The 23,868-nt window shown below is 66.7% G+C and carries 19 protein-coding genes; 7 read left to right on the forward strand and 12 right to left on the reverse strand.

Annotated features, from left to right (window positions below):
* Positions 1–402 (forward strand): hypothetical protein (locus NG697_RS03600; RefSeq protein WP_252613646.1); only part of this gene is annotated, 402 nt, incomplete at its 5' end.
* 17 nt (positions 403–419) lie between these two features.
* Here the strand turns inward: NG697_RS03600 and tyrS are convergent.
* Positions 420–1,733: a tyrosine--tRNA ligase gene (gene tyrS, locus NG697_RS03605; protein ID WP_058929431.1), complete on the reverse strand. Its 1,314-nt coding sequence runs from the start codon at positions 1,731–1,733 to the stop codon at positions 420–422.
* Positions 1,734–1,812: 79 nt separating this feature from the next.
* A complete protein-coding gene (locus tag NG697_RS03610; protein WP_252602019.1) occupies positions 1,813–4,041 on the reverse strand; it encodes a HelD family protein in 2,229 nt (742 codons plus the stop codon).
* A gap of 155 nt (positions 4,042–4,196) precedes the next feature.
* Here NG697_RS03610 and NG697_RS03615 point away from each other — a divergent pair, with 155 nt between their 5' ends.
* Entirely contained in the window at positions 4,197–4,832 is a 636-nt protein-coding gene (locus tag NG697_RS03615; RefSeq protein ID WP_252602022.1) for a GNAT family N-acetyltransferase, read from the forward strand.
* Here NG697_RS03615 and NG697_RS03620 read toward each other — a convergent pair.
* Positions 4,802–5,452 carry a DNA-3-methyladenine glycosylase gene (locus tag NG697_RS03620; RefSeq protein ID WP_252602025.1) on the reverse strand — a complete coding sequence of 217 codons (651 nt, stop codon included), beginning with the start codon at positions 5,450–5,452 and terminating at the stop codon, positions 4,802–4,804. The two genes, NG697_RS03615 and NG697_RS03620, sit on opposite strands and share 31 nt — an antisense overlap.
* A gap of 78 nt (positions 5,453–5,530) precedes the next feature.
* Here NG697_RS03620 and NG697_RS03625 point away from each other — a divergent pair, with 78 nt between their 5' ends.
* Both NG697_RS03625 and NG697_RS03630 read left to right on the forward strand, forming a co-directional pair.
* Positions 5,531–7,054 (forward strand): AlkA N-terminal domain-containing protein, encoded by a 1,524-nt coding sequence (locus NG697_RS03625; RefSeq protein ID WP_252613647.1) that lies wholly within the window; start codon positions 5,531–5,533, stop codon positions 7,052–7,054.
* Positions 7,051–7,572, forward strand: a complete 522-nt coding sequence (locus tag NG697_RS03630; RefSeq protein WP_252602031.1) for a methylated-DNA--[protein]-cysteine S-methyltransferase — start codon at positions 7,051–7,053, stop codon at positions 7,570–7,572. Before NG697_RS03625 ends, NG697_RS03630 begins: the two co-directional genes overlap by 4 nt.
* 2 nt (positions 7,573–7,574) lie before the next feature.
* On the opposite strand, the gene NG697_RS03635 is transcribed toward NG697_RS03630, so the two are convergent.
* The 9 genes from NG697_RS03635 to argC form a co-directional block, all read right to left on the reverse strand.
* Positions 7,575–8,342 carry a maleylpyruvate isomerase family mycothiol-dependent enzyme gene (locus NG697_RS03635; RefSeq protein ID WP_252602033.1) on the reverse strand — a complete coding sequence of 256 codons (768 nt, stop codon included), beginning with the start codon at positions 8,340–8,342 and terminating at the stop codon, positions 7,575–7,577.
* 150 nt (positions 8,343–8,492) lie between these two features.
* Positions 8,493–9,932 (reverse strand): argininosuccinate lyase, encoded by a 1,440-nt coding sequence (gene argH / locus NG697_RS03640; protein WP_252602035.1) that lies wholly within the window; start codon positions 9,930–9,932, stop codon positions 8,493–8,495.
* Positions 9,933–9,938: 6 nt separating this feature from the next.
* Complete coding sequence (locus NG697_RS03645; protein ID WP_252613648.1) at positions 9,939–11,144, reverse strand: argininosuccinate synthase; 1,206 nt, start codon at positions 11,142–11,144, stop codon at positions 9,939–9,941.
* 107 nt (positions 11,145–11,251) lie between these two features.
* Positions 11,252–11,788, reverse strand: a complete 537-nt coding sequence (locus NG697_RS03650) for an arginine repressor (RefSeq protein WP_056343008.1) — start codon at positions 11,786–11,788, stop codon at positions 11,252–11,254.
* Positions 11,788–12,825 (reverse strand): ornithine carbamoyltransferase, encoded by a 1,038-nt coding sequence (argF, locus tag NG697_RS03655; RefSeq protein WP_252602045.1) that lies wholly within the window; start codon positions 12,823–12,825, stop codon positions 11,788–11,790. The genes NG697_RS03650 and argF overlap by 1 nt, the downstream gene beginning before the upstream one ends.
* Entirely contained in the window at positions 12,822–14,096 is a 1,275-nt protein-coding gene (locus NG697_RS03660; RefSeq protein WP_252611260.1) for an acetylornithine transaminase, read from the reverse strand. The genes argF and NG697_RS03660 overlap by 4 nt, the downstream gene beginning before the upstream one ends.
* Positions 14,093–15,052, reverse strand: coding sequence for an acetylglutamate kinase (gene argB / locus NG697_RS03665; protein WP_252611258.1), 960 nt, complete (start codon positions 15,050–15,052; stop codon positions 14,093–14,095). The genes NG697_RS03660 and argB overlap by 4 nt, the downstream gene beginning before the upstream one ends.
* Positions 15,053–15,096: 44 nt before the next feature.
* Entirely contained in the window at positions 15,097–16,263 is a 1,167-nt protein-coding gene (gene argJ, locus NG697_RS03670) for a bifunctional glutamate N-acetyltransferase/amino-acid acetyltransferase ArgJ (RefSeq protein WP_252613649.1), read from the reverse strand.
* Positions 16,260–17,291 carry an N-acetyl-gamma-glutamyl-phosphate reductase gene (gene argC, locus NG697_RS03675; RefSeq protein ID WP_252602056.1) on the reverse strand — a complete coding sequence of 344 codons (1,032 nt, stop codon included), beginning with the start codon at positions 17,289–17,291 and terminating at the stop codon, positions 16,260–16,262. The genes argJ and argC overlap by 4 nt, the downstream gene beginning before the upstream one ends.
* Before the next feature lie 176 nt (positions 17,292–17,467).
* Between argC and NG697_RS03680 the strand changes: the two genes are divergently transcribed.
* The 3 genes from NG697_RS03680 to NG697_RS03690 all read left to right on the forward strand — a co-directional run bounded on the left by NG697_RS03680 (position 17,468) and on the right by NG697_RS03690 (position 23,827).
* The gene (locus NG697_RS03680; RefSeq protein ID WP_104063390.1) at positions 17,468–18,559 is read left to right on the forward strand and encodes a fatty acid desaturase family protein; all 1,092 of its coding nucleotides are present in this window, start codon (positions 17,468–17,470) and stop codon (positions 18,557–18,559) included.
* Between the two features lie 161 nt (positions 18,560–18,720).
* Positions 18,721–19,683 carry a quinone oxidoreductase family protein gene (locus tag NG697_RS03685; RefSeq protein ID WP_252611248.1) on the forward strand — a complete coding sequence of 321 codons (963 nt, stop codon included), beginning with the start codon at positions 18,721–18,723 and terminating at the stop codon, positions 19,681–19,683.
* Positions 19,684–19,870: 187 nt separating this feature from the next.
* Complete coding sequence (locus tag NG697_RS03690) at positions 19,871–23,827, forward strand: Pls/PosA family non-ribosomal peptide synthetase (RefSeq protein ID WP_252613712.1); 3,957 nt, start codon at positions 19,871–19,873, stop codon at positions 23,825–23,827.
* The last annotated feature ends 41 nt before the right edge of the window (positions 23,828–23,868 follow it).

The following is a 23,868-nucleotide window of genomic DNA, read 5'->3' on the forward strand; positions in this document are numbered from 1 at the left end:
ACCACACCACGGGGTGGCGGATCCAGTCAATTCAACCAATTCAATACAATAAATTGGTATCAACAAACTTGGCACACTATTGAGTTCTCAAACAACAGACACATTCGAATAATTCCCGAAACAATTCATATTCAAATGAATTATTTTGTTTCGCTTTTCTTCGCTGCGATGTTTATAGCTTATTTCATTCTTATTCACTTTGCAAATCCGGGTTATTTTCCCGATATTCACTCTGTGGAACGAATCCGCCCATCAAAAAGTGAAGCTTTTCATCATTTTCGTGCTTTGCACACGATGAATTGCTTCTCTTGTGAAGGGGGTTTGTCGCCACTCAACGGCGGCGACTCAGAAAACAATACACGCTCCCCCGAGTCCGTGCAAATCTGCTGCGGAGGAGCGTGAATGGGGGCTTGGGAAGGCTAAGGAACCAGGACTTCGACAGTCGCGAGATTCTTCTTTCCGCGGCGCAGGAGCAGGTACTGGCCATGCAGCAGCTCCGATTCGGAGATGACAGCTTCCGGGTCGGAAACCTTCTCGTTGTTTACATAGGCGCCGCCTTCGCCGACGGTCCGCCGGGCCGCGGACTTGCTCTCCGACAGGCCGGATGCCACCAGCAGGTCAATGATCCCGAGGCCATCCACCTGGATGCGGGCGGACGGAAGCTCCGACGTGGCTGCTTCCAGGGTTGGCCGGTCCAGGGCGGACAGGTCACCGTTGCCAAAAAGTGCAGCGGACGCCGCGATGACTTTCTCCGTTGCCTCCACACCGTGGACCAGGGAAGTCACTTCGAACGCCAGCTTCCGCTGGCCTTCCCGGGCAAAGGGACGTTCGGCAACGGCAGCTGCCAGCGTTTCGATTTCAGCGCGGCTCAGGAAAGTGAAGACCTTCAGCCGGTCCACAACGTCAGAGTCGGCGGTGTTCAGCCAGAACTGGTAGAAGGCGTACGGGCTGCACATGCCGGCGTCGAGCCAGATGGCGTTGCCTTCACTCTTGCCGAACTTGGTGCCGTCCGAGTTGGTGATCAGCGGCGTGCCCAGGGCGTGCACACTCTTACCCTCAACCTTGCGGATGAGTTCAGTGCCGCTGGTGAGGTTGCCCCACTGGTCCGAGCCGCCGGTCTGCAGCATGCAGCCGTAGTCCCGGAACAGCTGGAGGTAGTCCATGCCCTGCAGGATCTGGTAGCTGAATTCGGTGTAGCTGATGCCCTCGTCCGAACTGAGGCGGGACGCAACAGCATCCTTGCGGAGCATGGTGCCGACCCGGTAGTGCTTTCCGATCTCGCGCAGGAAGTCGATGGCGCTCAACGGCGCGGTCCAGTCGAGGTTGTTGACCATGCGGGCGGCGCTGGCGCCATCGAAGCTAAGGAAGCGGCGGACCTGGGCCTGCAGGTAGCCCACCCATTCGTTAACGGTGTCCTTGGTGTTCAGCGTGCGCTCGGCGGTGGGCCGCGGATCGCCGATCAGTCCCGTGGATCCGCCCACCAGTCCCAGCGGCTTGTGCCCTGCGAGCTGCAAACGGCGCATAACGAGGAGTTGGACCAGGTTGCCCAGGTGCAGGCTCGGCGCGGTGGGGTCGAATCCGCAGTAATAGGTGATCGGATCACCGGCGAGGAGCTTTTCCAGTTCCTCTTCATCGGTGGAGACGTGGACCAGGCCTCGCCACTTCAGCTCCTGCCAGACATTGGCGAAGGTGGGGTCGTTCTGCTGGGATTCGAGATCGTTGAGTTCTGACACGACTTCTAAGTTAGCAGGATCGGCGACGCCCGGCGCCGAAATGAACGGCGCCGGGCGTCAAGGGGCAAAGCGGACCGGCTCAGTCTTCGATGCCTGCCGGAATACCTTCCGCGGCGATGAGCCGGAGCCGCTGGGTGGGCCGGGTCATGGCGACGTACAGATCGCCCACCCGGCCATGCTCGCGGTTGAGCATGACGGACGGCTCAAGCACCACAACGCCGTCGAACTCCAGGCCCTTGGCCTCGCGCGGGCTGATGACCACGATGTCCTGTTCGTAGCTGCCCGCGCCGTTGCCGATGCGCCGGCCGTACACGGCACGAAGGGCTGACGTTGCAGCCGGCAGAAGGTCGCCGTCGGCAATCACGGCGAGGAGGCCGCCGTCGAGCGCTGCCAGTTCCTCGGGGAGCACCTCCACCAAACGGTTCACCACTTGTCCGCGGTCAACCTTGTCGATGACGGGGGCCCACCGTCCCTCGCGGACGGCCTTCGGCGCGGAAACCACGAGTCCGGCCGCGTTGGCCATGCGGGCGGCGGCCTCAGCGATCTGGGAGGGCGTCCGGTAGTTGACTGTCAGCTCCTCCAGCTGCCAGCGGTCACCGAACATGGGCGCCAGGGCCCCCTGCCAGGAGTTGGCGCCGGCGACTGAACTGGTCTGCGCGATGTCGCCCACGATGGTGAAGGATTTCAGCGGGCAACGGCGGACCAGCAGGCGCCATTGCATGGGTGAAAGCTCCTGCGCCTCATCCACCACGATGTGGCCGAATGCCCACGTGCGGTCGCTGGTGGCGCGCTCGGCGGCCGTCAGGCGGTTCTCGCGCTCCTGGTTCTGATCGGCGAGTTCCTCCGCGGAGATGAGGACATCGACACCCATGTCCCCCATGTTCACCAGTGTCTGCTTGGCGTTGGCAAGGTCCCGGGCGCGGTCGTGCTCCTGCTGTGCAAGGCCACGTCCCGCCGCCGGGTCCATTTCGCCAAGGAGCTCCGCGGCCTCGTCCAGCAGCGGGACGTCGGCCTCGGTCCAGGGCGCACCGGCGGGGCGCAGCAGCAGCGACCGCTCCCTAAGGGACAGGTTCGGTGTGCAGGCCGCCAGGACTGCGGGCTTGCTCAGAAGCTCGTTGATCAGCTTCTCCGGAGTCATCGGCATCCAGCACAGGTTCAGGACGATCCGGACGTCGCGGGCCGTGCGGACGTCTTCTGCCAGATACGAGCGGTCGGCATTGTTGCCGATGCTCCCGGCCTCCACGAGATCGGTCATCTGCTCGGTCAGTTCGCGGAGCAGAATTTTGATAAACGTCAGGCGCGCCTCGTTGTGCGGCTTGCCGGTGGACCGGGCACGTTCGCGCGCACGGCTTACCTGCCGCCGCGTCAGCACCAGCTTGCGGCCGTCGACGTCCAGGACACGGTCCTCGGCGGGGATCCGCTGCCGGTTCGCCACCGCATTGGCCACAACCTTCACCATGTCCAGCCGCCCCTTGATGGCCGCGACCTCTGCCTCAGGTTCGGCAACCGCTTTGATCCCGGGCATCAGGCGACCCACGCTGGCCATGACCACGCCGGTCTCACCGAGCGAGGGAAGAACACGTTCGATGTACTTCATAAAGGACGACGACGGGCCCACGAGCAGCACGCCAGCAGTCTTCAGCCGATCCCGGTGCGTGTAGAGCAGGTACGCGGCCCGGTGCAGCGCCACAGCAGTCTTACCGGTACCGGGACCACCCTGCACTACGAGGGCACCGGAAATGGAGGACCGGATGATGCGGTCCTGCTCGGACTGGATGGTGCCGACGATGTCGGACATCCGGCCCGTGCGCTTGGAATCCAGAGCCGCCAGCAATGCTCCTTCGCCCTGCAGCGAGGCGTCGTCCGCGAGCATGTCCGCATCAAGGACGTCGTCCTCGATGGCCTTGACTTCCCGGCCCTGCAGAATCAGGTGCCGCCGGCGGCGGACGCCCTGCCGGTCAAACGCCGTTGCCTGGTAGAAGTGGCCGGCTTCGGGCGCGCGCCAGTCCACCATGAGCCGCTGGAGGTCATCGGTGGTCAGGCCGATGCGCCCAATGTACTGGGCCTCACCGGAATCCAGGTCGAGGCGGCCGAAGACCAGGCGGTCGTCGACGGCGTCGAGCTGGGCGAGGCGGTCCTCGTAGAGCGCGGCGAAGGCGTCGCGTTCGGAGACATTCTGCATGGTGCCCACGGCACCGGCCCGGCGGACCTGTGCCAACTGCTGGCGCTTTTCCGTGCGGAGCTCTTCCAGCCGCGCGTACAGGCCGGCAACATAGTTCCGTTCGTGGGCCAAATCGGCGTCGAGCATTTAAACGTTCCCCTATCGCAAAAGACAGACCGTCCATTCTACAACCATTTCGGTTAACGCGCCCGCCGGTCCCCTGCCCCGGAAGTCACCCAATGTTCACTTTCAGGCCGCACACTTCCGTAGCCGTTCCGCCCCGTGAGTGATTCAATACTGCAATGCACCACGAGAACGTCCTGACCGGATACGGGCTTTCCCTCCTTCCGTTGGCACCGCACCATGCCGAAGGGCTGTTTGACTTCGTGGACGCCGCGATGTGGGCAGGAATGGCCGCGGCCCTGCCGGCCACGGCGCACGAGCTTTCAGGGCTGTTTGCCGCCAGGATTGAGGACCCGGCCAGCCTGGCCTTCGCCGTGACGGACCAGCGGACCGGGGCCCTCCTGGGCACAACCGCGCTGAATGCGTTCGATGCCGCCCAGCAGCGCGTGGAAGTTGGCGGCACCTTCTTTGGACGGCAGTTCTGGGGCACGCACGTAAATCCCGCCAGCAAACACGCCCTGCTCGCCTTTGCGTTCGACGGCCTTCAGGTTCAGCGCGTTGCGTTTCGCTGCGACGCACGTAATGTGCGCAGCGCCGCAGCCATCGAACGGCTGGGGGCAACGTTCGAGGGCCTGCTGCGCAGCCACCGCCTGGCGCCTGACGGCACACGGGCGGATTCCGCTGTGTTCTCGGTCCTGGGGCAGGAATGGCCCGCGGTCCAGCAGCGCCTCCAGCACCGGTTGGCACCGTTCGCCCTGGCGGGAGACCACCCGGGCGGGACGGATTATGCCCGGCGCACCTTCGCCGCCTTGTAGCGGGACACGGTGGGATCCCCTGGCAGCCAGAAGCGCCAGGGATACGTCGCGGAGCCGCCGTCGCCGGAGACGCCCACCCTCGGCCCGGAACTGAACACGGGAGCGGGTACCGAAGGCAGCCGCAGCTCGAAGGGGTCAGCCAGCGCATCCCGGCCGCTGTCGGCTGTAGTGAGGGCCAGCGTGGTGGCCAGCCGGGCAGGGCCGCTCGCCAGGTCGAGGGCCGATTTCGACGTCGGACGCCGCACCATCGCGAGGTGCTGCCCCTCCACCACCTCGCCCGCCCGCAGCAGGACGGCAGATGCGGTGCCCGCCGGGCCGCAGACGATGTTGGCGCAGTAGTGCATGCCATACGTGAAGTAGACGTAGAGGTGGCCGGCCGGGCCGAACATGGGCGCGTTGCGGGCCGTGGGGCCACGGAAAGTGTGGGAGCCGGGATCCGGATGCGACGAGTCGCCGGGACCCATGTACGCCTCCACCTCGGTGATCCGCACAGCCACAGTTCCCTCGTGGCTGTGGTGGGTCAGTACGGATCCCAGCAGCCGCGGAGCGACCCTCCGGGCGTCGCCGGACAGCAGTTCGCGGAGCTGATCCGGGCTGGCGGGACTCAGGCTGGCGGTCATGGTCCGACTCTATCGAACGCCACGGCCGTGTCCGATTTCCGCTAGCAGTCCCGGTCGCTGGCTGGCAGGATGGAGGGCATGGACTTCTGGCAGCGCTACCGCGCGATTGACGCGCGGGACACCCGGTTCGACGGGCAGTTCTACACTGCTGTCCGGACCACCGGCATCTACTGCCGCCCGTCCTGCCCCGCCAGGACCCCGAAAGCCGTGAACGTCACCTTCTACGAAACCTCTGCCGCAGCGCACGACGCCGGCTACCGGGCGTGCAAGCGCTGCCTCCCCGAAGCAGTGCCAGGCACGCCTGCGTGGAACATCCGGCAGGACCTTGCGGGCCGCGCGATGCGCCTGATCAACGACGGCGTGATCAACCGGGACGGGGTGGAGGGCCTCGCCGCCCGGCTGGGATACTCCTCCCGCCAGCTCAACCGGATCCTCAGCCACGAACTCGGCGCCGGCCCGCTCTCCCTGGCCCGGGCCAGCCGCGCCCAAACCGCCCGCACCCTGTTGGTGTCCACAGCGATGAAGCTGGCGGACATCGCATTCGCGTCCGGCTTCAGCAGCGTCCGCCAGTTCAACGACACCATGGTGGAGGTGTTTGCCATGACGCCCACTGCCCTGCGCGCGACCGCCAGGCACCACCGCTCCCCTGCCGCCGCGACGTCGCTGGCGTTGAGCCTGCCGTACCGCGAACCGTTCGATCCCGGCATCTTTTCCTTCCTCGCCGTCAGGGCGATCCCCGGGATTGAGGCGGGGACGCCGACGTCGTACGCCCGTACTTTGCAGCTTCCGCATGGCGATGCCCGCTTCAGCGTGACTTACGACGACGGCGCTCCCGGACGGCCGCTGACCCTCACCATCGGCGCGGTGGACCTCCGGGACCTGCCCGCACTGCTGAGCAGGGTACGCCGGCTCTTCGACCTCGACGCCGATCCGGTAGCCATCGACAGTGCCCTGTCCCAGGAGCCCCGCCTGGCCACCTCGGTTGCCAGTGCGCCGGGCATCAGGATGCCCGGCGCGTTGGATCCGCAGGAGCTGCTCATCCGGGCAATGATCGGGCAGCAAATCACCGTGGCTGCGGCCCGGACCGCACTGACGCAGCTGGCCGCTGCCGGCAGTCCCAGCGCGGTTCCCGGCGAGGGCCTTGACCGGCTGTTTCCCACCGCGGCCGAAATCGCCGAGGCCGGCTACCCGCTGCTGCGCGGTCCGCAACGCCGGATTGACGCCATCCGTTCCGCCGCGTCGGCCCTGGCTGGTGGTCAACTGGATTTTGGCTACGGGGACGATCTGCCCGGGCTCAGCGCCAAGCTGATTCCCCTTCCCGGGGTGGGCCCGTGGACCGTGGGGTACGTGGCAATGCGTGTCCTCGGCGCGCCGGACGTGTTTCTGGCCAACGACGCCGCGGTGCGAAACGGCATCCGGGCGCTCGCCCCAGCCCTCACGAACCAAAACGGCGGCGGCGTTAAGGCGCCTGGCGTTACGCCAAGCCCCGATTTCCGCGAGGTCAGCCCGTGGCGGTCCTACGCCACCATGCACCTGTGGCGCGCCGCGGAGTCCAAATCCTCCAAACCTATACAAGCCGTTCCAGAGAAAGCGATGCTATGAAAGCCCAGCTGTTAGTGATGTCCACCCCGGACGGACCGTTCACCATCCTTGCCCAGGACGGCGTGGTCCTCGCCTCGGGCTGGACCGCCGAGCCGGGTGAGCTGACCGGCCAGATCCACCCCGAGCTGCGGCCGGGCGACGTCGAAGCGGTCACGGACCTGGGCAGCATCTCCCGGGCCGTGGAGGCCTTCTATGCCGGCGATCCCAAGCCTGCCATGACCGTCCCCGTGCGCCAGAAGTCTGGGCCGTTCCGGTCGCACGCCTGGGATGTGCTGAGGACCGTTCGTCCCGGGTCACCGGTGACGTACACCGAGTATGCCGAGCTTTCCGGAAATCCGAAGGCGGTCCGGGCCGCGGCCAGCGCGTGTGCGTTCAACGCGGCTGCCTTGTTTGTGCCGTGCCACCGCGTCATCCGCACCGACGGTTCCCTGGGCGGTTTCCGCTGGGGCCTGGCCATCAAGGAGAGCCTGCTGGCCCGCGAGGCAACAGAAAGCCTGCTGGCCCGCGAAGCCGGATAGGGCTACCGCGCTGCGGGTGTCCCGGATGGCGTGGCTCCGGCAGCCGGCGTCCCGGCTGGCCAGGGCAGCAGTTCCGGGAGGTCCACGCCGTCCGCGGCGGCTGTTGCCCGCAGGCTGCCGAGCGATGGTTCACGGCCGGCCAGCCAGGCGGCAATGTCAGTGATCATCCCGCTGATAACAGTGGAACGGCCGAGTCCAAGGGTCACGGGCGGGAGCCCGAGTGGCTGCAGCACGAGTTTTTCCCCCGGCGGGACACGTGCCGCCAGGAAGTCGAAGAGGTGCTCGCAGAACTTCCGGCTCCACGTCTCGGGCCCGAGGCCCGCGTCCAGGTCCGCTGCGTGGATCACCAGCTCACGCCACAGCGCGAGGCCGCCGTCGAAGACCACTCCGCCGCGGTAGGCAATGGATGCCTGCCAGCCGGCGTCTCCTTCCAGCGAATCAAAAGCCGTCAATGCCCGGTCCAGGCCGGCCTGCAGGTCAGCCCGGTGCGCATCCGCATTGTGGCCGGCGGCCATCTCGATGGCCTTCGTGCGTCCGTCCTGGCCTCCGTCGTACAGCTCAACAGTGGCGCCGCGGGCGGCAAATTCCAGCTGCCGCGCCATGGCGTTGGAGATACCGGCGAGATGCGCCAGGACGTGCCCGCGAGTCCAGCCGGGCAGTCCCGACGTTGCTTTGACATCCTCATCGGTGAATTTCGCGGCGGTCGAGGCCACGGCGTCGGCGGCCTTATGCAGTTCGGCCAGTAGTTCTGAAGTAGTGATCTCAGTCATAGCGCCATGGTAGCCGACAGAGTTAACGACTCTTAGCGCAGAACGCTCTCTCAGTTAATGTATGAATATCGGCAACGCTCTCTCACTTTCTTGAGGAAAGTGAGAGAGCGTTGGCCAAAATGCTGCATCAACTGAGAGAGCGTTTGGGGGTTAGGCTGCGTAGTCCCGCACGCCGGCGAGCTCGCCTTCCAGCGCGAGCAGCTGGCGTTCGACGGCGGCGGGTGCGGTGCCGCCCTGTGAGTTGCGGCTGTTGAGCGACCCTTCGGTGGACAGGACCGTGCGGACCTCCGGTGTCAGGTGCTCCGAGATGGCGGCGTATTCCTCATCCGTCAGGTCCCACAACTCCACGTCGCGGCTTTCGGCCTGCTTGACCGCTGCTCCGGAGAGCTCGTGCGCCTCGCGGAACGGAACGCCCTGGCGGACCAGCCACTCGGCAATGTCCGTGGCCAGCGCGAAGCCCTGCGGTGCCAGCGACTCCATCCGTTCCGTGTTGAACTTCAGCGTCGCGATCATGCCCGAGACAGCCGGAAGCAGCAGCTCCAGGGTGTCGGCGGCGTCGAAGACCGGCTCCTTGTCCTCCTGCAGGTCGCGGTTGTACGCGAGCGGCAGGCCCTTGAGCGTGGCCAGCAGCCCGGTCAGGTTGCCGATCAGGCGCCCTGCCTTGCCGCGGGCGAGCTCGGCGACATCGGGGTTCTTCTTCTGCGGCATGATCGAGGAACCGGTGGAGTAGGAATCGTGCAGGGTCACAAAGGAGAACTCCTTCGTGGCCCACAGGATGACTTCCTCCGAGACGCGGGACAAGTCCACGCCGATCATGGCCGTAACCCACGCGAACTCGGCGAAGACGTCGCGGGATGCGGTGCCGTCAATCGAGTTGTGGGTGGCGGAGAAGAAGCCCAGGTCTGCCGCGACGGCCTCCGGGTCGAGGCCCAGGGACGAGCCCGCGAGGGCGCCGGAGCCGTAAGGCGAAACCCCCGCACGCTTGTCCCAGTCCTGGAGCCGCTGCACATCGCGCAGCAGCGCCCAGGCATGGGCGAGCAGGTGGTGGCTGAGCAGGATGGGCTGGGCATGCTGCAGGTGTGTGCGGCCGGGCATAGCCACACCCTGATGGGCCTTGGCCTGCTCCACCAGGGCCTCGATGGTTGCCAGCACGCCGCGCGCGATGATCCGGGCGTGGTCACGCAGGAACATGCGGCCCAGCGTGGCCACCTGGTCGTTGCGGGACCGGCCGGCGCGGAGCTTGCCGCCCAGCTGGGTGCCGGCGCGCTCGATCAGGCCGCGTTCCAGTGACCCGTGCACGTCCTCGTCGGACTCGGCCGGCAGGTACGCGCCGGAGGCGACGTCGTCATCCAGCCGGCCCAGGGCGTCCAGCATGCCGTCGAGTTCGGCGTCGTCCAGCAGCCCGGCCTTGTGCAGCACGCGGGCGTGCGCTTTGGAGCCGGCGATGTCGTAGCGGGCCAGCCGCCAGTCAAAGTGCGTGGACTTGCTCAGGGCCGCGAGGGCGTCCGCGGGGCCGCCGGCGAACCGGCCGCCCCACAGTGCGCCGGTGTTGGTCGCGTCGGATTTCGGGGTTTCGACAGGCTCAACCACCGATATTTACTTTCCTGCGACGCGGATATCGCGGCCTGAGGCAACCTTGGCGGACATGCCCCACAGCTCGATGAAGCCGCGCGCCATGGACTGGTCGAACGTGTCGCCGGTGTCGTAGGTGGCGAGGTCGAAGTCGTAGAGCGAGGTCTCGGAGCGGCGGCCGTTGACGATCGCCTGTCCACCGTGCAGCACCATGCGGATGTCGCCGGTGACGTACTTCTGGGTGTCCTCGATGAACGCGTCCAGGGAGCGCTTGAGCGGTGAGAACCACTGGCCGTCGTAGACCAGCTCGGCCCAGCGCTGGCCAACAGAGGCCTTGAAGCGGGCCTGCTCGCGCTCGACGGTGATGTCCTCAAGGTGCTTGTGCGCGGTGATCAGCGCCATCGCACCGGGGGCTTCGTAGATTTCGCGGGACTTGATGCCCACGAGGCGGTCCTCGACGACGTCGATCCGGCCCACACCCTGCGCGCCGGCACGGCGGTTCAGTTCCTTGATGGCCTGCAGCGGGGTGACCCGGACGCCGTCGATCGCTACCGGCACGCCGGCTTCGAAGGAAATGGTGACCTCATCCGGAGCCGGCGGGAACTCCGGCGTCGCCGTGTAGTCGTAGATGTCCTTGGTGGGCGCATTCCAGATGTTTTCGAGGTAACCGGTTTCGACGGCGCGTCCCCAGACGTTCTGGTCGATCGAGTACGGGTTCTTCTTGGTGGTCTCGATCGGCAGTCCCTTTTCCTCGGCGAAGGCGATGGCCTTGTCGCGGGTGAGGGCGAGGTCGCGGACCGGTGCGATGCACTTCAGGTCCGGGCCGAGGGTCTGGATGCCCACCTCAAAGCGGACCTGGTCGTTGCCCTTGCCGGTGCAGCCGTGGGCCACGGTGGTGGCGCCGAATTCACGGGCGGCCTTGACCAGGTGCTTGACGATGACCGGCCGGGAGATGGCCGAAACCAGCGGGTAGTGGCCCTGGTAGAGGGCGTTGGCCTTCAGCGTGGGCATGCAATATTCGTTGGCGAACTCGTCGGACGCGTCGGCCACGTAGGCTTCGACGGCGCCGCAGCCGAGGGCGCGCTGGCGGATGGTCTCCAGCGACTCGCCGCCCTGTCCGACGTCGACCGCCACGGCGATGACCTCGGCACCGGTGGCTTCACCGATCCAGCCGATGGCCACGGAAGTATCGAGGCCACCGGAGTAGGCCAGAACAATGCGCTCAGTCACGAAAATGCTCCTAATTGGGGTTGTAGATGTTGATCGGGGAAATTCTTCAGGGAAAAACGTTCTGGGGAAAGCCTGTCACACCGGGAGCGTGTTCGGGCAGTGTGGGCCTACTGGCCGCCGCCGGCTTCCTCGGCGAGCTGCAGGAACCGGACCGCGAGGTCCTGCCCGCCCTGCGGATCCCGGGAAACCAGCAGCACGGTGTCGTCACCGGCAATGGTCCCCAGGATGGAGGGCATCACCGAGTGGTCAATGGCCAGGGCCAGGAAGTTGGCCGCACCGGGCGGGGTCCGGAGCACCGCGATGTTGGCCGAGGCTTCCGCCGTGACCAGGAGTTCACTGCACAGCCGGGCAAGCCGGGCATCCAGGATCTCCTGGCTGACCCCGCTCTTGGCCGCACGTTCGCCGCCCTCGCCGGGGACGGCGTAAACCAGCACGCCTTCCTTGCCGCGGACCCGGACGGCGCCGAGTTCCACGAGGTCCCGGGACAGCGTGGCCTGGGTGACCTGTACGCCGTCGTCCGCCAGCAAAGCGGCCAGCTCCGCCTGGGAGCGCACCGATTCACCCGTCAGGATGGCGGTGATGCGCGCCTGGCGGGCCGTTTTGGTGGCCGGGCTGGAGCCCGGCGATGCCGGCGGGACGGACACTAGTTGCCAACCTCCTGTGGCGCCAGCCCGTCCACCAGGGCCAGGCCTTCGACGACGGCGAGCCCGGACTGGTGCATCAGCCAGGCCATCAGGGCCTTCTGCGCGTGCAGCCGGTTCTCGGCTTCGTCCCACACGATCGACTGCGGGCCGTCGATGACGCCCGCCGAAATCTCGTAGCCGCGGTACGCGGGCAGGCAGTGAAGCACGACGGCGTCGTCCGCCGCGTGTGCCATGGCCGCCTCATCGACGGAGTACTCCCGGAACAGCTGCAGCCGGGCTTCCTTTTCGGTTTCCTGGCCCATGGAGACCCAGGTGTCCGTGGCCACAACGTCCGCACCCTTGAGGGCAGCGGCGGCGTCGGTGGTGACCAGCACGGAACCGCCGGTCTGGGCGGCTCGTTCCTCGGCCGCGGCCACGATGTCCGCGGCCGGGAGGTAGCCTTCCGGCCCGGCGATGCGGACGTGCATCCCCGCGGTGACGCCCGCCAGGAGATACGAGTTGGCCATGTTGTTCGCGGCGTCGCCCAGGTAGGTCATGGTGAGGCCCTTGAGTTCGCCCTTGTGCTCCTTCACGGCGAGCAGGTCGGCGAGGAGCTGGCAGGGGTGGTAGTCATCGCACAGGGCGTTGATGACCGGCACCTTGGAGTTTTCCGCCATCGCCACCAGGCCCGAGTGCGCCCCGGTGCGCCACACAATGGTGGAGACCATGCGCTCCAGGACCTTGGCGGTGTCCTCGACAGATTCCTTATGGCCGATCTGTGCCTCGCCGGGGTTGATGATCAGGGCGTTGCCGCCCATGTCCGCGATGCCCGTGGCGAACGAAACGCGCGTCCGGGTGGAGGTCTTGTCGAAGATGACGGCCACGGTCTTGCGGCCGTTCCCCTCTCCGGCGAAAGGCTGCACGCTGTAGGGCGCTGCCTTCATGCGGACGGCAAGATCCAGGACTTCGGCCTGCTCAGCGGGGCTGAGGTCCGTGTCCTTCAGGAAGTGGCGGGTGCTGTTGGGTGCTGTACCGGCGGAAGAAACTAAAGGGGTCACTGCGCGTCCTTAGCTGTCTGGAGGATTGCCGGGAGGGCGGCAAGGAAGGTGCCTGCCTGGTCTTGGGTGAGGATCAGCGGCGGGGCAAGCCGGATGGTGCGCGGGCCGGCGCTATTGACGATGAAGCCGGCGTCAAGGCCGGCGGTCACCACGACGGGGGCCACGTCGGAGTCCAGGTCGAAGCCGATGAGCAGGCCTTCGCCTCGGACTTCGGTGACGCCGTCGACGGCGGCGAGTCCGGCGCGGAGGTAGTCCCCCACGGCAGCAACATTTTCCAGTACCCGCTGGCTTTCGATCGCGTGCAGCGTGGCCAGCGCGGCCGCCGTCGCCACCGGGTTGCCGCCGAAGGTGGTGCCGTGCTGGCCTGCAGTCAGCAGCGACGACGTCTGCTCACCGAACGTGAGCAGCGCGCCGATGGGGAAGCCGCCGCCGAGGCCTTTGGCCAGGGTGATGGCGTCGGGAACAATCCCGGTGTCCTCCGTAGCGAGCCATTTGCCGGTGCGGCCGATTCCGGTCTGGACCTCGTCCAGGATCAGCAGGGCGCCGGCCTTGGTGGTGGCCTCGCGGGCTGCCTTCAGGTAGCCCGGGGGCAGTGGACGTACTCCGGCTTCGCCCTGGATGGGCTCCAGGAAGACAGCGGCCACGGTCTCGTCAACTGCGGCTTCGAGGGCGTCAATGTCTCCGAACGGGATGTGGACCACACCGCCGGGCAGCGGCTCGAACGGTGCGCGGTAGGCTTCCTTGGCGGTCAGGGCCAGGGCACCCATGGTGCGGCCGTGGAAGGCACCTTCCAGGGCGATGATCTTGGTGCGCTTGCCCGCGGCGCCGTCCGGGCCCGTGCCATTGCGCCGCGCCAGTTTGAAGGCGGCCTCGACCGCTTCGGTTCCCGAGTTGGCGAAGAAAACCTTGGAGCCCGCCGGGGCGTGCGTCAGTGACAGCAGCTTTTCGGCCAGCGCGATCTGGGTGGGGCTGGTGAAGAAATTGGAGACGTGCCCCAGCGTGGCCAGCTGGCTGGAAATCACTGAGGTGACAAACGGGTGGGCGTGGCCCAGGGCATTGACGGCGATACCGCCGAGCAGGTCCAGGTATTCCTTGCCGTCGGCGTCCCAGACCAGGCAGCCGGCACCGCGGACCAGGACACGCTGCGGGGTACCAAAAACGCCCATCAGGGACGTGGCGTAGCGCTTTAGCCAATCAGCTCCGCTGGTGTGGCCAACGAGCGCGCTTGCGGCGGCCTCCGCAACGGAATGGCTTAGTTCTGTGTCGGTCACGATGCTTTCACTTCCTCGTCGGGCACGACCTGCGTGCCGATGCCCGCCGTCGTGAATGTTTCCAGGAGCATGGAATGCGGCAGACGGCCGTCCACGATGTGCGCGCGTTCCACTCCGCCGTCAATCGCCTTGAGGCATGCCTCCATCTTGGGGATCATGCCCGATTCCAAGGAGGGCAGCAGCTGGCGCAGCTCCGAGGCCGTGAGGGAGGAGATGAGGGAGGACCGGTCCGGCCAGTTGGCGTACAGTCCTTCGACGTCGGTGAGGATCACAAGCTTGGAGGCCCCCAGGGCTTCGGCGAGGGCGGCCGCGGCGGTGTCCGCGTTGACGTTGAGGACCTGCCCGGTGGTCTGGACCTCTCCGGCTGCCGTCTCGAGGCCGTCGGACTCGATTTCCGGTGCCACGGTGGAGATGACGGGTATGCGGCCGGCGGCCAGGATGTCCAGGATGCCCTCGGGGTTGACGCCGACAACTTCGCCCACCAGGCCCAGGTCCACTTCCTCGCCGTCAATGACAGTGCCGGTCCGGACGGCGCGGAGCAGGCCGCCGTCTTCACCGGACATGCCCACGGCATACGGGCCATGGGAGTTGATCAGGCCCACCAGTTCGCGGCCCACCTGGCCGGTGAGGACCATCCGGACCACGTCCATGGCTTCGGGGGTGGTGACGCGGAGGCCGCCTTTAAACTCGGACTCGATACCCAGCCGCGCCAGCATGGAGTTGATCTGCGGACCGCCGCCGTGGACCACCACGGGGTGGATGCCCACATGGTGCAGGAACACTACGTCTTCGGCGAAGGCGCGGCGAAGTTCGTCGTTAACCATGGCGTTGCCGCCGTATTTGATCACCATGGTGGTGCCGGCGAACCGCTGGATCCAGGGCAGCGCCTCGATCAGCGTGCCGGCCTTGCTTTGGGCATCACTCATGGACGTCGTTTCACGGGTCTGGGTGTTCATGCGTGCAGTATCTCCAGGGTTGCTGGTGGGATCTGGCGTGAGGATTAGCTTGAGTAGGCGCTGTTCTCGTGGACGTAGTCGTGGGTGAGGTCGTTGGTCCAGATGGTGGCTTCGGCGTCACCGGACTGCAGGTCAATTTCCAGCAGGACTTCGCGGGGTTCGAGGTCCACCAGGTTGCGGTCGTCGCCGATGCTGCCGTTGCGGCAGATCTGGATGCCATTGATGGCCACGTTCAGCTGGTCCGGTTCGAACACGGCGTCCGTGGTGCCCACGGCGGACAATACGCGGCCCCAGTTGGGGTCCTTGCCGAAGATGGCTGCCTTGAACAGGTTGGACCGGGCCACGGAGCGGCTGACGGTTTCGGCGTCCCGCTCGCTGGCCGCGTTGAAGGTACGGATGGCGATGTCATGGCTGGCGCCTTCGGCGTCCCCGATCAGCTTGCGCGCCAGTTCGGCGCACACCTGGGTCAGCCCGGCACCAAAGGTTTCCGCGGACGGGACGGCGCCGGAAGCGCCGGAAGCCAGCAACACCACGGTGTCATTGGTGGACATGCAGCCGTCCGAATCAGCCCGGTCGAAGGTGACGCGCGTGGCATCGCGGAGGACGACGTCGAGCATTTCCGCTTCGACGTCGGCGTCGGTGGTGAGGACCACCAGCATGGTGGCCAGACCGGGTGCCAGCATGCCCGCGCCCTTGGCGATGCCGCCGATGGTGAACTCCTGGCCGTCGGCGTCCGTGCCGATGAACAGCGCGGACTTGGGCACCGAGTCTGTGGTCATGATGGCGTTGGCCGCATCCGGCCCACCGTCCGTGCTGAGCGCTGCCGAGGCAGCTTCGACGCCCGGGAGGATCTTGTCCATGGGCAACTGCTCGCCGATCAGGCCGGTGGAACAGACAAACACGTCCGTCGCCGAGATGCCGAGGACCGCGGCCACTTTTTCGGCCGTGCTGTGGGTGTTCTGGAACCCTTGGGGACCGGTGCAGGCATTGGCACCGCCGGAGTTGAGGACCACTGCGTCCACACGGCCGTCCGAGACGACCTGGCGGGACCAGTGGACGGGAGCCGCGGCCACACGGTTGCTGGTGAAGACGGCGGCCGCCGCCTTGGACGGGCCATCGTTGACGACCAGGGCGAAGTCCGGCTTACCGGACGTCTTCAGGCCGGCGGTGACGCCTGCGGCGCGGAATCCCAGGGGGGCGGTAACGGTCACGGTGCAACTCCCTGCAGGTTGAGGCCGGCGGTTTCCGGCAGGCCAAGGGCAATGTTCATGGACTGCACGGCGCCGCCGGCAGTTCCCTTGGTCAGGTTATCAATGACGCATGTCACAACCACGCGGCCCGTGTGCTCATCCAGCGCCAACTGCATGGCCGCGTGGTTGGAGCCCTGGACCGACTTGGTGGCGGGCCACTGCCCTTCCGGCAGGAGGTGGACAAACGGTTCGTCGTCGTAGGCATCAGCCCACGCCTGGCGGAGGTCCGCCGCCGAGGTGCCGGGCTTGACCTTCGCGGTGGCAGTGGTGAGGATGCCGCGGCTCATAGGCGCGAGCGTCGGGGTGAAGGACACCGTGACACTCTCGCCGGCAGCATTGGAGAGGCCCTGTTCAATCTCGGGGGTGTGGCGGTGGCCGCCGCCCACGCCGTACGGGCTCATGGAGCCCATCACCTCAGAACCGATGAGGTTCACCTTCGCGGCCTTGCCCGCACCCGAGGTGCCGGAGGCGGAAATGATCACGACGTCGTCGGGCTGGAGCATTTTGGCGGCGAACCCGGGCGCCAGTGCCAGGAGGGCCGACGTCGGGTAGCAGCCCGGGACGGCGATCCGCGTGGCGCCCTTGAGGGCCTCGCGCTGGCCGGGGAGCTCCGGCAGACCGTAGGGCCACGTTCCGGCGTGGGCCGAGCCGTAGAATTTTTCCCACGCGGTTGGATCCTCGAGGCGGTGGTCTGCGCCGGCGTCGATCACAACTGTGCCTTCGGGGAGCTGTGCCGCGATCTCGGCGGAAGCACCGTGCGGAAGTGCCAGGAACACCACATCGTGCCCGGAGAGATTCTCCACGGTGGTGTCTTCCAGGATGCGGCTGGCCAGTCCGTGCAGGTGCGGCTGCAGCTCGCCAAGGCGGGAGCCTGCGTTGCTGTGCGCGGTGATGGCACCGATGGTCACGTCCGGATGTCCCGCCAGGAGCCGCAGGACTTCTCCCCCGGCGTAGCCGCTGGCACCGGAGACGGCAACAGAAATAGTCATGCCGTGAATCTTACAGCAAAAGTATTCAGTGTGCCCGATATTTATGCATCGATGTCGGCATCGATTCCCCGGGGGCCGCTGGACAAGCAGGCGTAAGATGGGGTGAGGGTGATCATGACCGTGCAGTCCGAATGTCGGCTGCAGCGTTGCCCGAAACAGTTACGAGGCCCCGCTCCATGACCACCACCCTTCCCACGTCAGAGCGCCCAAAATCGCGTGTCCGGCAGCCCAACGCCGTTGTCCTGAGCTATTCGGAGCTGTTGAAGAGCGTCAAGGCTGAAGGCCTGCTGGAACGCCGCGTCGGTTTCTACATCACGCTCTTTGCCAGCCTGGTACTCCTCATGGCCGCCACCTGGTTCGGTTTTGCCCTGATCGGCGACAGCTGGTTCCAGCTCCTCATCGCCGCGGCCGTCGGGGTCCTCTGCACACAGCTGAGTTTCCTGGCCCACGAGGCCGGGCACCGCCAGATCTTCGCGTCGCGCCGGGCCAACGACTGGACCGCCCGGATCCTGGCCACCTCGGTTGCCGGCATGAGCTATTCCTGGTGGGAGCAGAAGCACGGCGCCCACCACAACCACCCCAACGTCATTTCGAAGGATCCTGACATTGCCACGGGGGCCATCGCCTTCCACACCGAAGGTGCCGCCACGCGGCAGGGCAGGTTTTCGTTCCTGACCCGCAAGCAGGGCTGGTTCTTCTTCCCGCTACTGTTCCTTGTTGGCCTGGGGCTGCAGATCGATTCCGTGAAGTTCGTCTTCCGCCGGGCCAAGGTGACACACCGATGGGTAGAGCTTCCCATTTTGCTGGTCCGGCTTAGCCTCCTGCCCGTGCTGGCCTTCACGTTCCTGCCGCTCGGAATGGCGTTCGCGTTCATCGGCGTGCAGCTCGCCGTCTTCGGTTTCTACATGGGTGCTTCCTTCGCGCCGAACCACAAGGGCATGCCGGTCCTGCCCGCGGACAGCCGCGTGGACTTCTTCAGCCGCCAGGTCCTGACGTCACGGAACATCTCCGGTGGCCGGTTTATGGACATCCTGCTCGGCGGCCTGAATCGCCAGGCTGAGCACCACCTCTTCCCGGACATGGCACGCCCCCAGCTGGATAAGGCAGCCAAGATTGTCCGCGAGTACTGCAAGAAGCACCAGGTTCCCTACACGGAAACCACGCTGCTGCAGTCCTACGGCATCATCGTCCGATACCTGAACGATGTAGGCCTTGCTGCAGGACGCCACTTCGAGTGCCCCATGGCAACGGTGACCCGGCGGTTCTAGCACGCACCCCGAGCCACGCGGGCTCCCCCGAATGACTCTGCCCCGTATGACCCGAAGCGACGGCCGGCTACCGGCCGTCGCTTCGTCGTCGGTAGCGGTATCCCTAGGATGGTCAGAGACACCGGCCGCGGGAAACCCCCGCCCGGAGAGGAGACCTTTTTATGCAAGCCATCGTTGCCCGCCAGTCCGGAGGTCCGGAAGTCCTCGAGATCGCCGAGGTGGACCGACCGACGCCGGGTCCCGGCCAGTTGCTCATCAAGGTGGCGGCAGCCGGGGTGAACTTCATCGACACCTACCAGCGCGGGGGCATGTACCAGGTCCCGTTCCCCTTTACGCCTGGCTCGGAAGCCGCTGGGACTGTAGAAGAGCTCGGCGAAGGCACCGAAAACTTCGCAGTCGGCAGCAGGGTGGCCACGGCCGAGGCCACTAAATGCTACGCCGGCTACGCGGTGCTCGATGCGGCCAAGGCACTTCCGGTGCCGGACGGCGTCGACGACCTAACGGCGGCTGCCTTGCCGCTCCAAGGCATGACCGCCCACTACCTCATCAATTCCTCCTTCAAGGTCGAACCGGGCCACACAGTACTGACGCACGCGGGTGCCGGCGGCGTCGGCCTGCTGCTGATCCAGCTGCTGAAGGAGAGGGGCGCCCGTGTCATCACTACGGTTTCCTCGGAGGCCAAGGAAGAACTTGCCCGCGACGCCGGGGCCGACCATGTGCTGCGGTACGAGGGCTTCCCCCACCATGTCCGCGAACTCACCAACGGGAAGGGCGTGGACGTGGTGTACGACGGCGTCGGCCGGAACACCTTTGACGGGTCCCTCTCCTGCCTCCGCACACGAGGCATGCTGGTCCTGTTCGGGGCAGCCTCCGGGGCCGTTCCGCCGGTGGATCCGCAGCGCCTCAACGCCGGCGGTTCGCTGACGCTGACGCGTCCGTCCCTAGCCCACTTCCTGCTCAACGAGCAGGAGCGCCGCTGGCGCTCGGCGGAGATCTTCGCCGCCGCAGAAAAGGGGCACTTGAACGTACGGATCGGCGCCACCTACCCACTGGCCGAGGCACGGCGTTCCCATGAGGACCTCGAGGGCCGGCGCACCACGGGCAAGGTCCTGCTGGTTCCCTAATGGATACAGGCAGCGCGCGTGAACAGAACATGAATATTCAACTAATTCTGGACACCTTGCGTTCACTCTACTCAGGCAGAATCCGTCCGTGAGTGAGCATCAGTCAAACGTCGTAGCATCCCTGCCGGAGGATCCCTACCGCCCCCAGCTGGCCGGTTTTCCTCTGGCCCCGCCCGAGCGGACCCTCATGGCCATCCTGGCGGACTCGGCGGCACGTTTCCCGGAGGCCTCAGCGCTCGACGACGGCCGGCGTTCGCTGAGCTACGCCGACCTGATGACCGCGGTCCGGGCCAAAGGACGGGAGCTCCAGGCCGCCGGGCTGGGCGCCGGCGACAGGATAGGTGTGCGCATTCCGTCCGGGACCAGCGAGCTCTACATCTCGATTCTCGCTATCCTGCACATCGGTGCCGCCTACGTTCCTGTGGACGCTGACGACCCTGAGGAACGTGCCCGGCTCGTTTTCGGTGAGGCTGGCGTAGCCGCAGTGCTCACGGGTGAGGCTGGCGTAGCCGCAGTGCTCACGGGTGAGGCTGGCGTAGCCGCAGTGCTCGCGGGTGAGGCTGGCGTAGCCGCAGTGCTCACGGGTGGGGCCGCGGTCTCCGTCCCTGACTCCCCGGAACGCGGTGAAGCCGAGCATCGTGATGCCGAAGGCCGTTCCGCCGAGCCCGGCGATGACGCGTGGGTGATCTTTACCTCCGGTTCCACCGGCACGCCCAAGGGCGTCGCGGTCCAGCACCGCTCCGCCGCCGCCTTTGTTGACGCCGAAGCCCGGATCTTCCTGCAGGCGGAGCCCCTCGGCCCGCAGGACAGGGTACTGGCGGGGCTTTCGGTCGCCTTTGATGCCTCGTGTGAGGAAATGTGGCTTGCCTGGCGTCACGGCGCCTGCCTGGTGCCCGCACCGCGGGCCCTGGTCAGGACCGGAACGGACCTCGGCCCGTGGCTCATCAGCCACGGCATCACCGCAGTGTCCACCGTTCCTACGTTGGCTGCCCTCTGGCCGGCCGAGTCCTTGGAGAGCGTCCGGCTCCTGATTTTCGGCGGCGAGGCCTGCCCGCCCGAGCTGGCCGAGCGGCTTGCCATCCCGGGCCGTGAAGTCTGGAACACCTACGGCCCCACGGAGGCCACGGTAGTGGCCTGCGCGGCTCCCCTGGGTGGCCCCGGTCCAGTCCGGATCGGACTGCCCCTGGACGGCTGGGACCTGGCCGTGGTGGATGCTGAAGGACTGCCCGTCGGCGAAGGGGAGATCGGCGAACTGATCATCGGCGGCGTCGGACTGGCCCGTTACCTTGACCCGGACAAGGACCGGGAGAAGTACGCGCCCATGCCGTCCTTCGGCTGGGATCGCGCCTACCGTTCAGGCGACCTGGTCCGCTACGAAGCCGCCGGACTGATCTTTATGGGCCGCGCCGACGAACAGGTCAAGCTCGGTGGCCGCCGGATCGAACTGGGCGAAATTGACGCCGCCCTGCAGGCCCTCCCGCACGTTGCCGGAGCTGCCGCGGCAGTACGGACAACCGCTGCGGGCAACCAGATCCTGGTGGGCTACCTGGCCGCCGCGGACGCTGACCTGGATCTGGCGGCCGCCCGCGAGCTCCTGGCAGAGAGCCTCCCCGCGCCCCTCATTCCGCTGCTGACCGTCGTCGACTCCCTGCCCACCAAGACCAGCGGCAAGGTGGACCGCCACGCCCTGCCCTGGCCGCTGAGCGGGACCGGTGCGGCGGAGGCCGACGCTGCCCCCTTGAACCTCCCCGAAGATGCCTCCTGGGTGGCCGAACAGTGGACTGCAGTCCTTGGCAGCACCGTAACAAGCCTCGACGCCGACTTTTTCGCCTATGGCGGCGGCTCCCTGTCCGCTGCCCAGCTGGTCTCCGCCCTCAGGGTCCGGTACCCGACCATCACGGTCGCCGACATTTATGCCACACCCAGGATCGGTGCTCTGATTGATGCGGCCCGCCAGACCCTTCCCGACGGAGTGGCCACCGGGCCGGCGCCGTCCCGGACTGTACGCCCCACCGCGTTTAAGTCCCAGGTCTTCCAGACGCTGATGGGCATTCCCTTGCACATCCTGGTGGGGATGCGCTGGCTGACCTACCTCATGGCGGCTAACAACGTGCTGGCCGCATTGGCCGGCTTCAGCGCTGCCCCCACAGTTTCCTGGTGGTGGGTGGCCGCCTCCTGGCTCGTCTTCGTCTCCCCGGCCGGCCGTATGCTGATTTCCGTGGCCGCGGCCCGGATGCTGCTCCGGAAGGTGGGGCCGGGAACGTACCCGCGCTCCGGACGGGTGCACGTGCGCCTCTGGCTGGCCGAACAGATCCAGGACCTCGCCGGGGCCATCAGCCTCGCCAGCGCACCATGGGTGCCGTACTACGCCCGGGCGTTGGGCGCCAAGATCGGCAACAACGTCCAACTGCACTCACTGCCGCCTGTCACCGGGATGCTTTCCCTCGGCAGCGGCTCCAACGTCGAGCCTGAAGTGGATCTTTCCGGTTGGTGGATCGACGGGGACATCGTCCACATCGGGGCCGTCCATATCGGGGCAGGAGCCAGCGTCGGGGCGCGCAGCACGCTGATGCCCGGCGCTTCCATCGGCGCCGGAGCCCAGGTGGAGCCCGGCTCGGCCGTCCTCGGCAAAGTAAAGGCCGGCCACCACGTGGCCGGCTCCCCCGCCGAGCGCCGGGGCAAGGCCAAGCACTCGCTGCCGGACACTCCTGCCGAACATCGGCTGATTGGCCGGCTCTGGTTCGCCGGATTCGCCATGGCTTCAGCCGTGCTGGCCCTGATCCCTTACGTCTCCGCCGCCGCCGCGGCACTGGTGGTCTTTGCCTTTATCCAAGGCAGCGAATCGCTCTCCGCAGCCGTCCCGCAACTCCTGCAGGCCCTCGCACCCGCGGCCCTCGTGTGGTTCGTCGTCAACCTCCTGCTGATTTTGGTCACCACCCGGATGCTCGGCACCGGCCTGGCGGAGGGCTACTACCGCGTCCGCAGCCGGATCGGCTGGCAGGTCTGGGCCACGGAACGTGTGCTGGACCTGGCCCGCGACCTGCTCTTCCCCGTTTATGCCAGTCTCTTCACTCCGGTCTGGCTGCGCCTGCTGGGCGCCAAGATCGGCAAGAACGTCGAAGCCTCCACGGTCCTGCTCATCCCCAAGATGACCACCGTGGGCGAGGGCGCCTTCCTGGCCGACGACACCATGGTGGCCTCCTACGAGCTCGACGGCGGGTGGCTGCGGATTGCGCCCGCGAAGATCGGCAAGCGCTCCTTCCTGGGCAACTCGGGCATGACCGCTGCCGGCAGGAATGTCCCCAAGAACTCACTCGTCGCCGTCCTGTCGGCCACACCGGCCAAAGCCAAGTCCGGGACCTCCTGGTTGGGCAGCCCGCCTGTGCGGCTCCGGCGCACCGCCATCGCCTCGGACGACACCCGCACGTACCAGCCGCCGCTGCGGCTCAAGTTTGCCCGCTGCCTCTGGGAACTGGGCCGCTTCATCCCCGTGGTGGTAACGGTGGCGATCGCCGCCGGCGTGATGCTTGCTTTTGACTGGCTGGCCGCCGCCTACAACTACGGGATTGCCGCAGCCCTGGGCGGCGTCGTGATGCTGCTGGCGGGCGCGGTTGCCGCCGGCAGCGCCGTCGTCGCCAAGTGGGTCCTCGTGGGCCGGATCCGTGCCGGCGAGCACCCGCTCTGGAGCTCCTTCATTTGGCGCAACGAGGTGGTCGATACGTTTATCGAAATGGTCAGCGCCCCCTGGTTCGCGCGGGCAGCCACCGGGACCCCGGCCCTGGTCTGGTGGCTCCGGGCGCTCGGCGCCCGGATCGGCCGCGGCACGTGGTGCGAAAGCTACTGGCTTCCCGAAGCGGACCTGGTCACCCTCGGGCGGAACTCCACCGTCAACCGTGGCTGTGTGGTCCAAACCCACCTGTTCCATGACCGGGTCATGAGCCTGGACACTGTTACCCTCGAAGACGGAGCAACCATGGGCCCCCACGGCGTCATCCTGCCGCAGGCGAGCATCGGCAGCGGTGGAACTGTAGGACCGGCCTCGCTGGTGATGCGGGGCGAATCCGTTCCCGCCGCGACCTATTGGATGGGCAACCCGGTGAGCCCCTGGAGCGGTCCCGCAGCGTCCGCTCCCAAACCACGCTAGCCCCGCAGTACCAGCTGTCCTGCCGCCCTACGCTGATCGGA

Origin of the sequence: Pseudarthrobacter raffinosi (genome assembly GCF_023913835.1) — a bacterium.
Taxonomy (GTDB): Bacteria; Actinomycetota; Actinomycetes; order Actinomycetales; family Micrococcaceae; genus Arthrobacter; species Arthrobacter raffinosi.

Coding starts and splice junctions, on each gene's coding strand:
- NG697_RS03625 (WP_252613647.1), top strand. CDS start 5,531: ATGGACTTCTGGCAGCGCTACCGCGCGATTGACGCGCGGGACACCCGG.
- NG697_RS03690 (WP_252613712.1), top strand. CDS start 19,871: ATGGCCATCCTGGCGGACTCGGCGGCACGTTTCCCGGAGGCCTCAGCG.
- NG697_RS03615 (WP_252602022.1), top strand. CDS start 4,197: ATGCACCACGAGAACGTCCTGACCGGATACGGGCTTTCCCTCCTTCCG.
- argC (WP_252602056.1), bottom strand. CDS start 17,291: ATGACTATTTCTGTTGCCGTCTCCGGTGCCAGCGGCTACGCCGGGGGA.
- NG697_RS03685 (WP_252611248.1), top strand. CDS start 18,721: ATGCAAGCCATCGTTGCCCGCCAGTCCGGAGGTCCGGAAGTCCTCGAG.
- NG697_RS03630 (WP_252602031.1), top strand. CDS start 7,051: ATGAAAGCCCAGCTGTTAGTGATGTCCACCCCGGACGGACCGTTCACC.
- NG697_RS03635 (WP_252602033.1), bottom strand. CDS start 8,342: ATGACTGAGATCACTACTTCAGAACTACTGGCCGAACTGCATAAGGCC.
- NG697_RS03610 (WP_252602019.1), bottom strand. CDS start 4,041: ATGCTCGACGCCGATTTGGCCCACGAACGGAACTATGTTGCCGGCCTG.
- NG697_RS03620 (WP_252602025.1), bottom strand. CDS start 5,452: ATGACCGCCAGCCTGAGTCCCGCCAGCCCGGATCAGCTCCGCGAACTG.
- NG697_RS03680 (WP_104063390.1), top strand. CDS start 17,468: ATGACCACCACCCTTCCCACGTCAGAGCGCCCAAAATCGCGTGTCCGG.
- argB (WP_252611258.1), bottom strand. CDS start 15,052: ATGAACACCCAGACCCGTGAAACGACGTCCATGAGTGATGCCCAAAGC.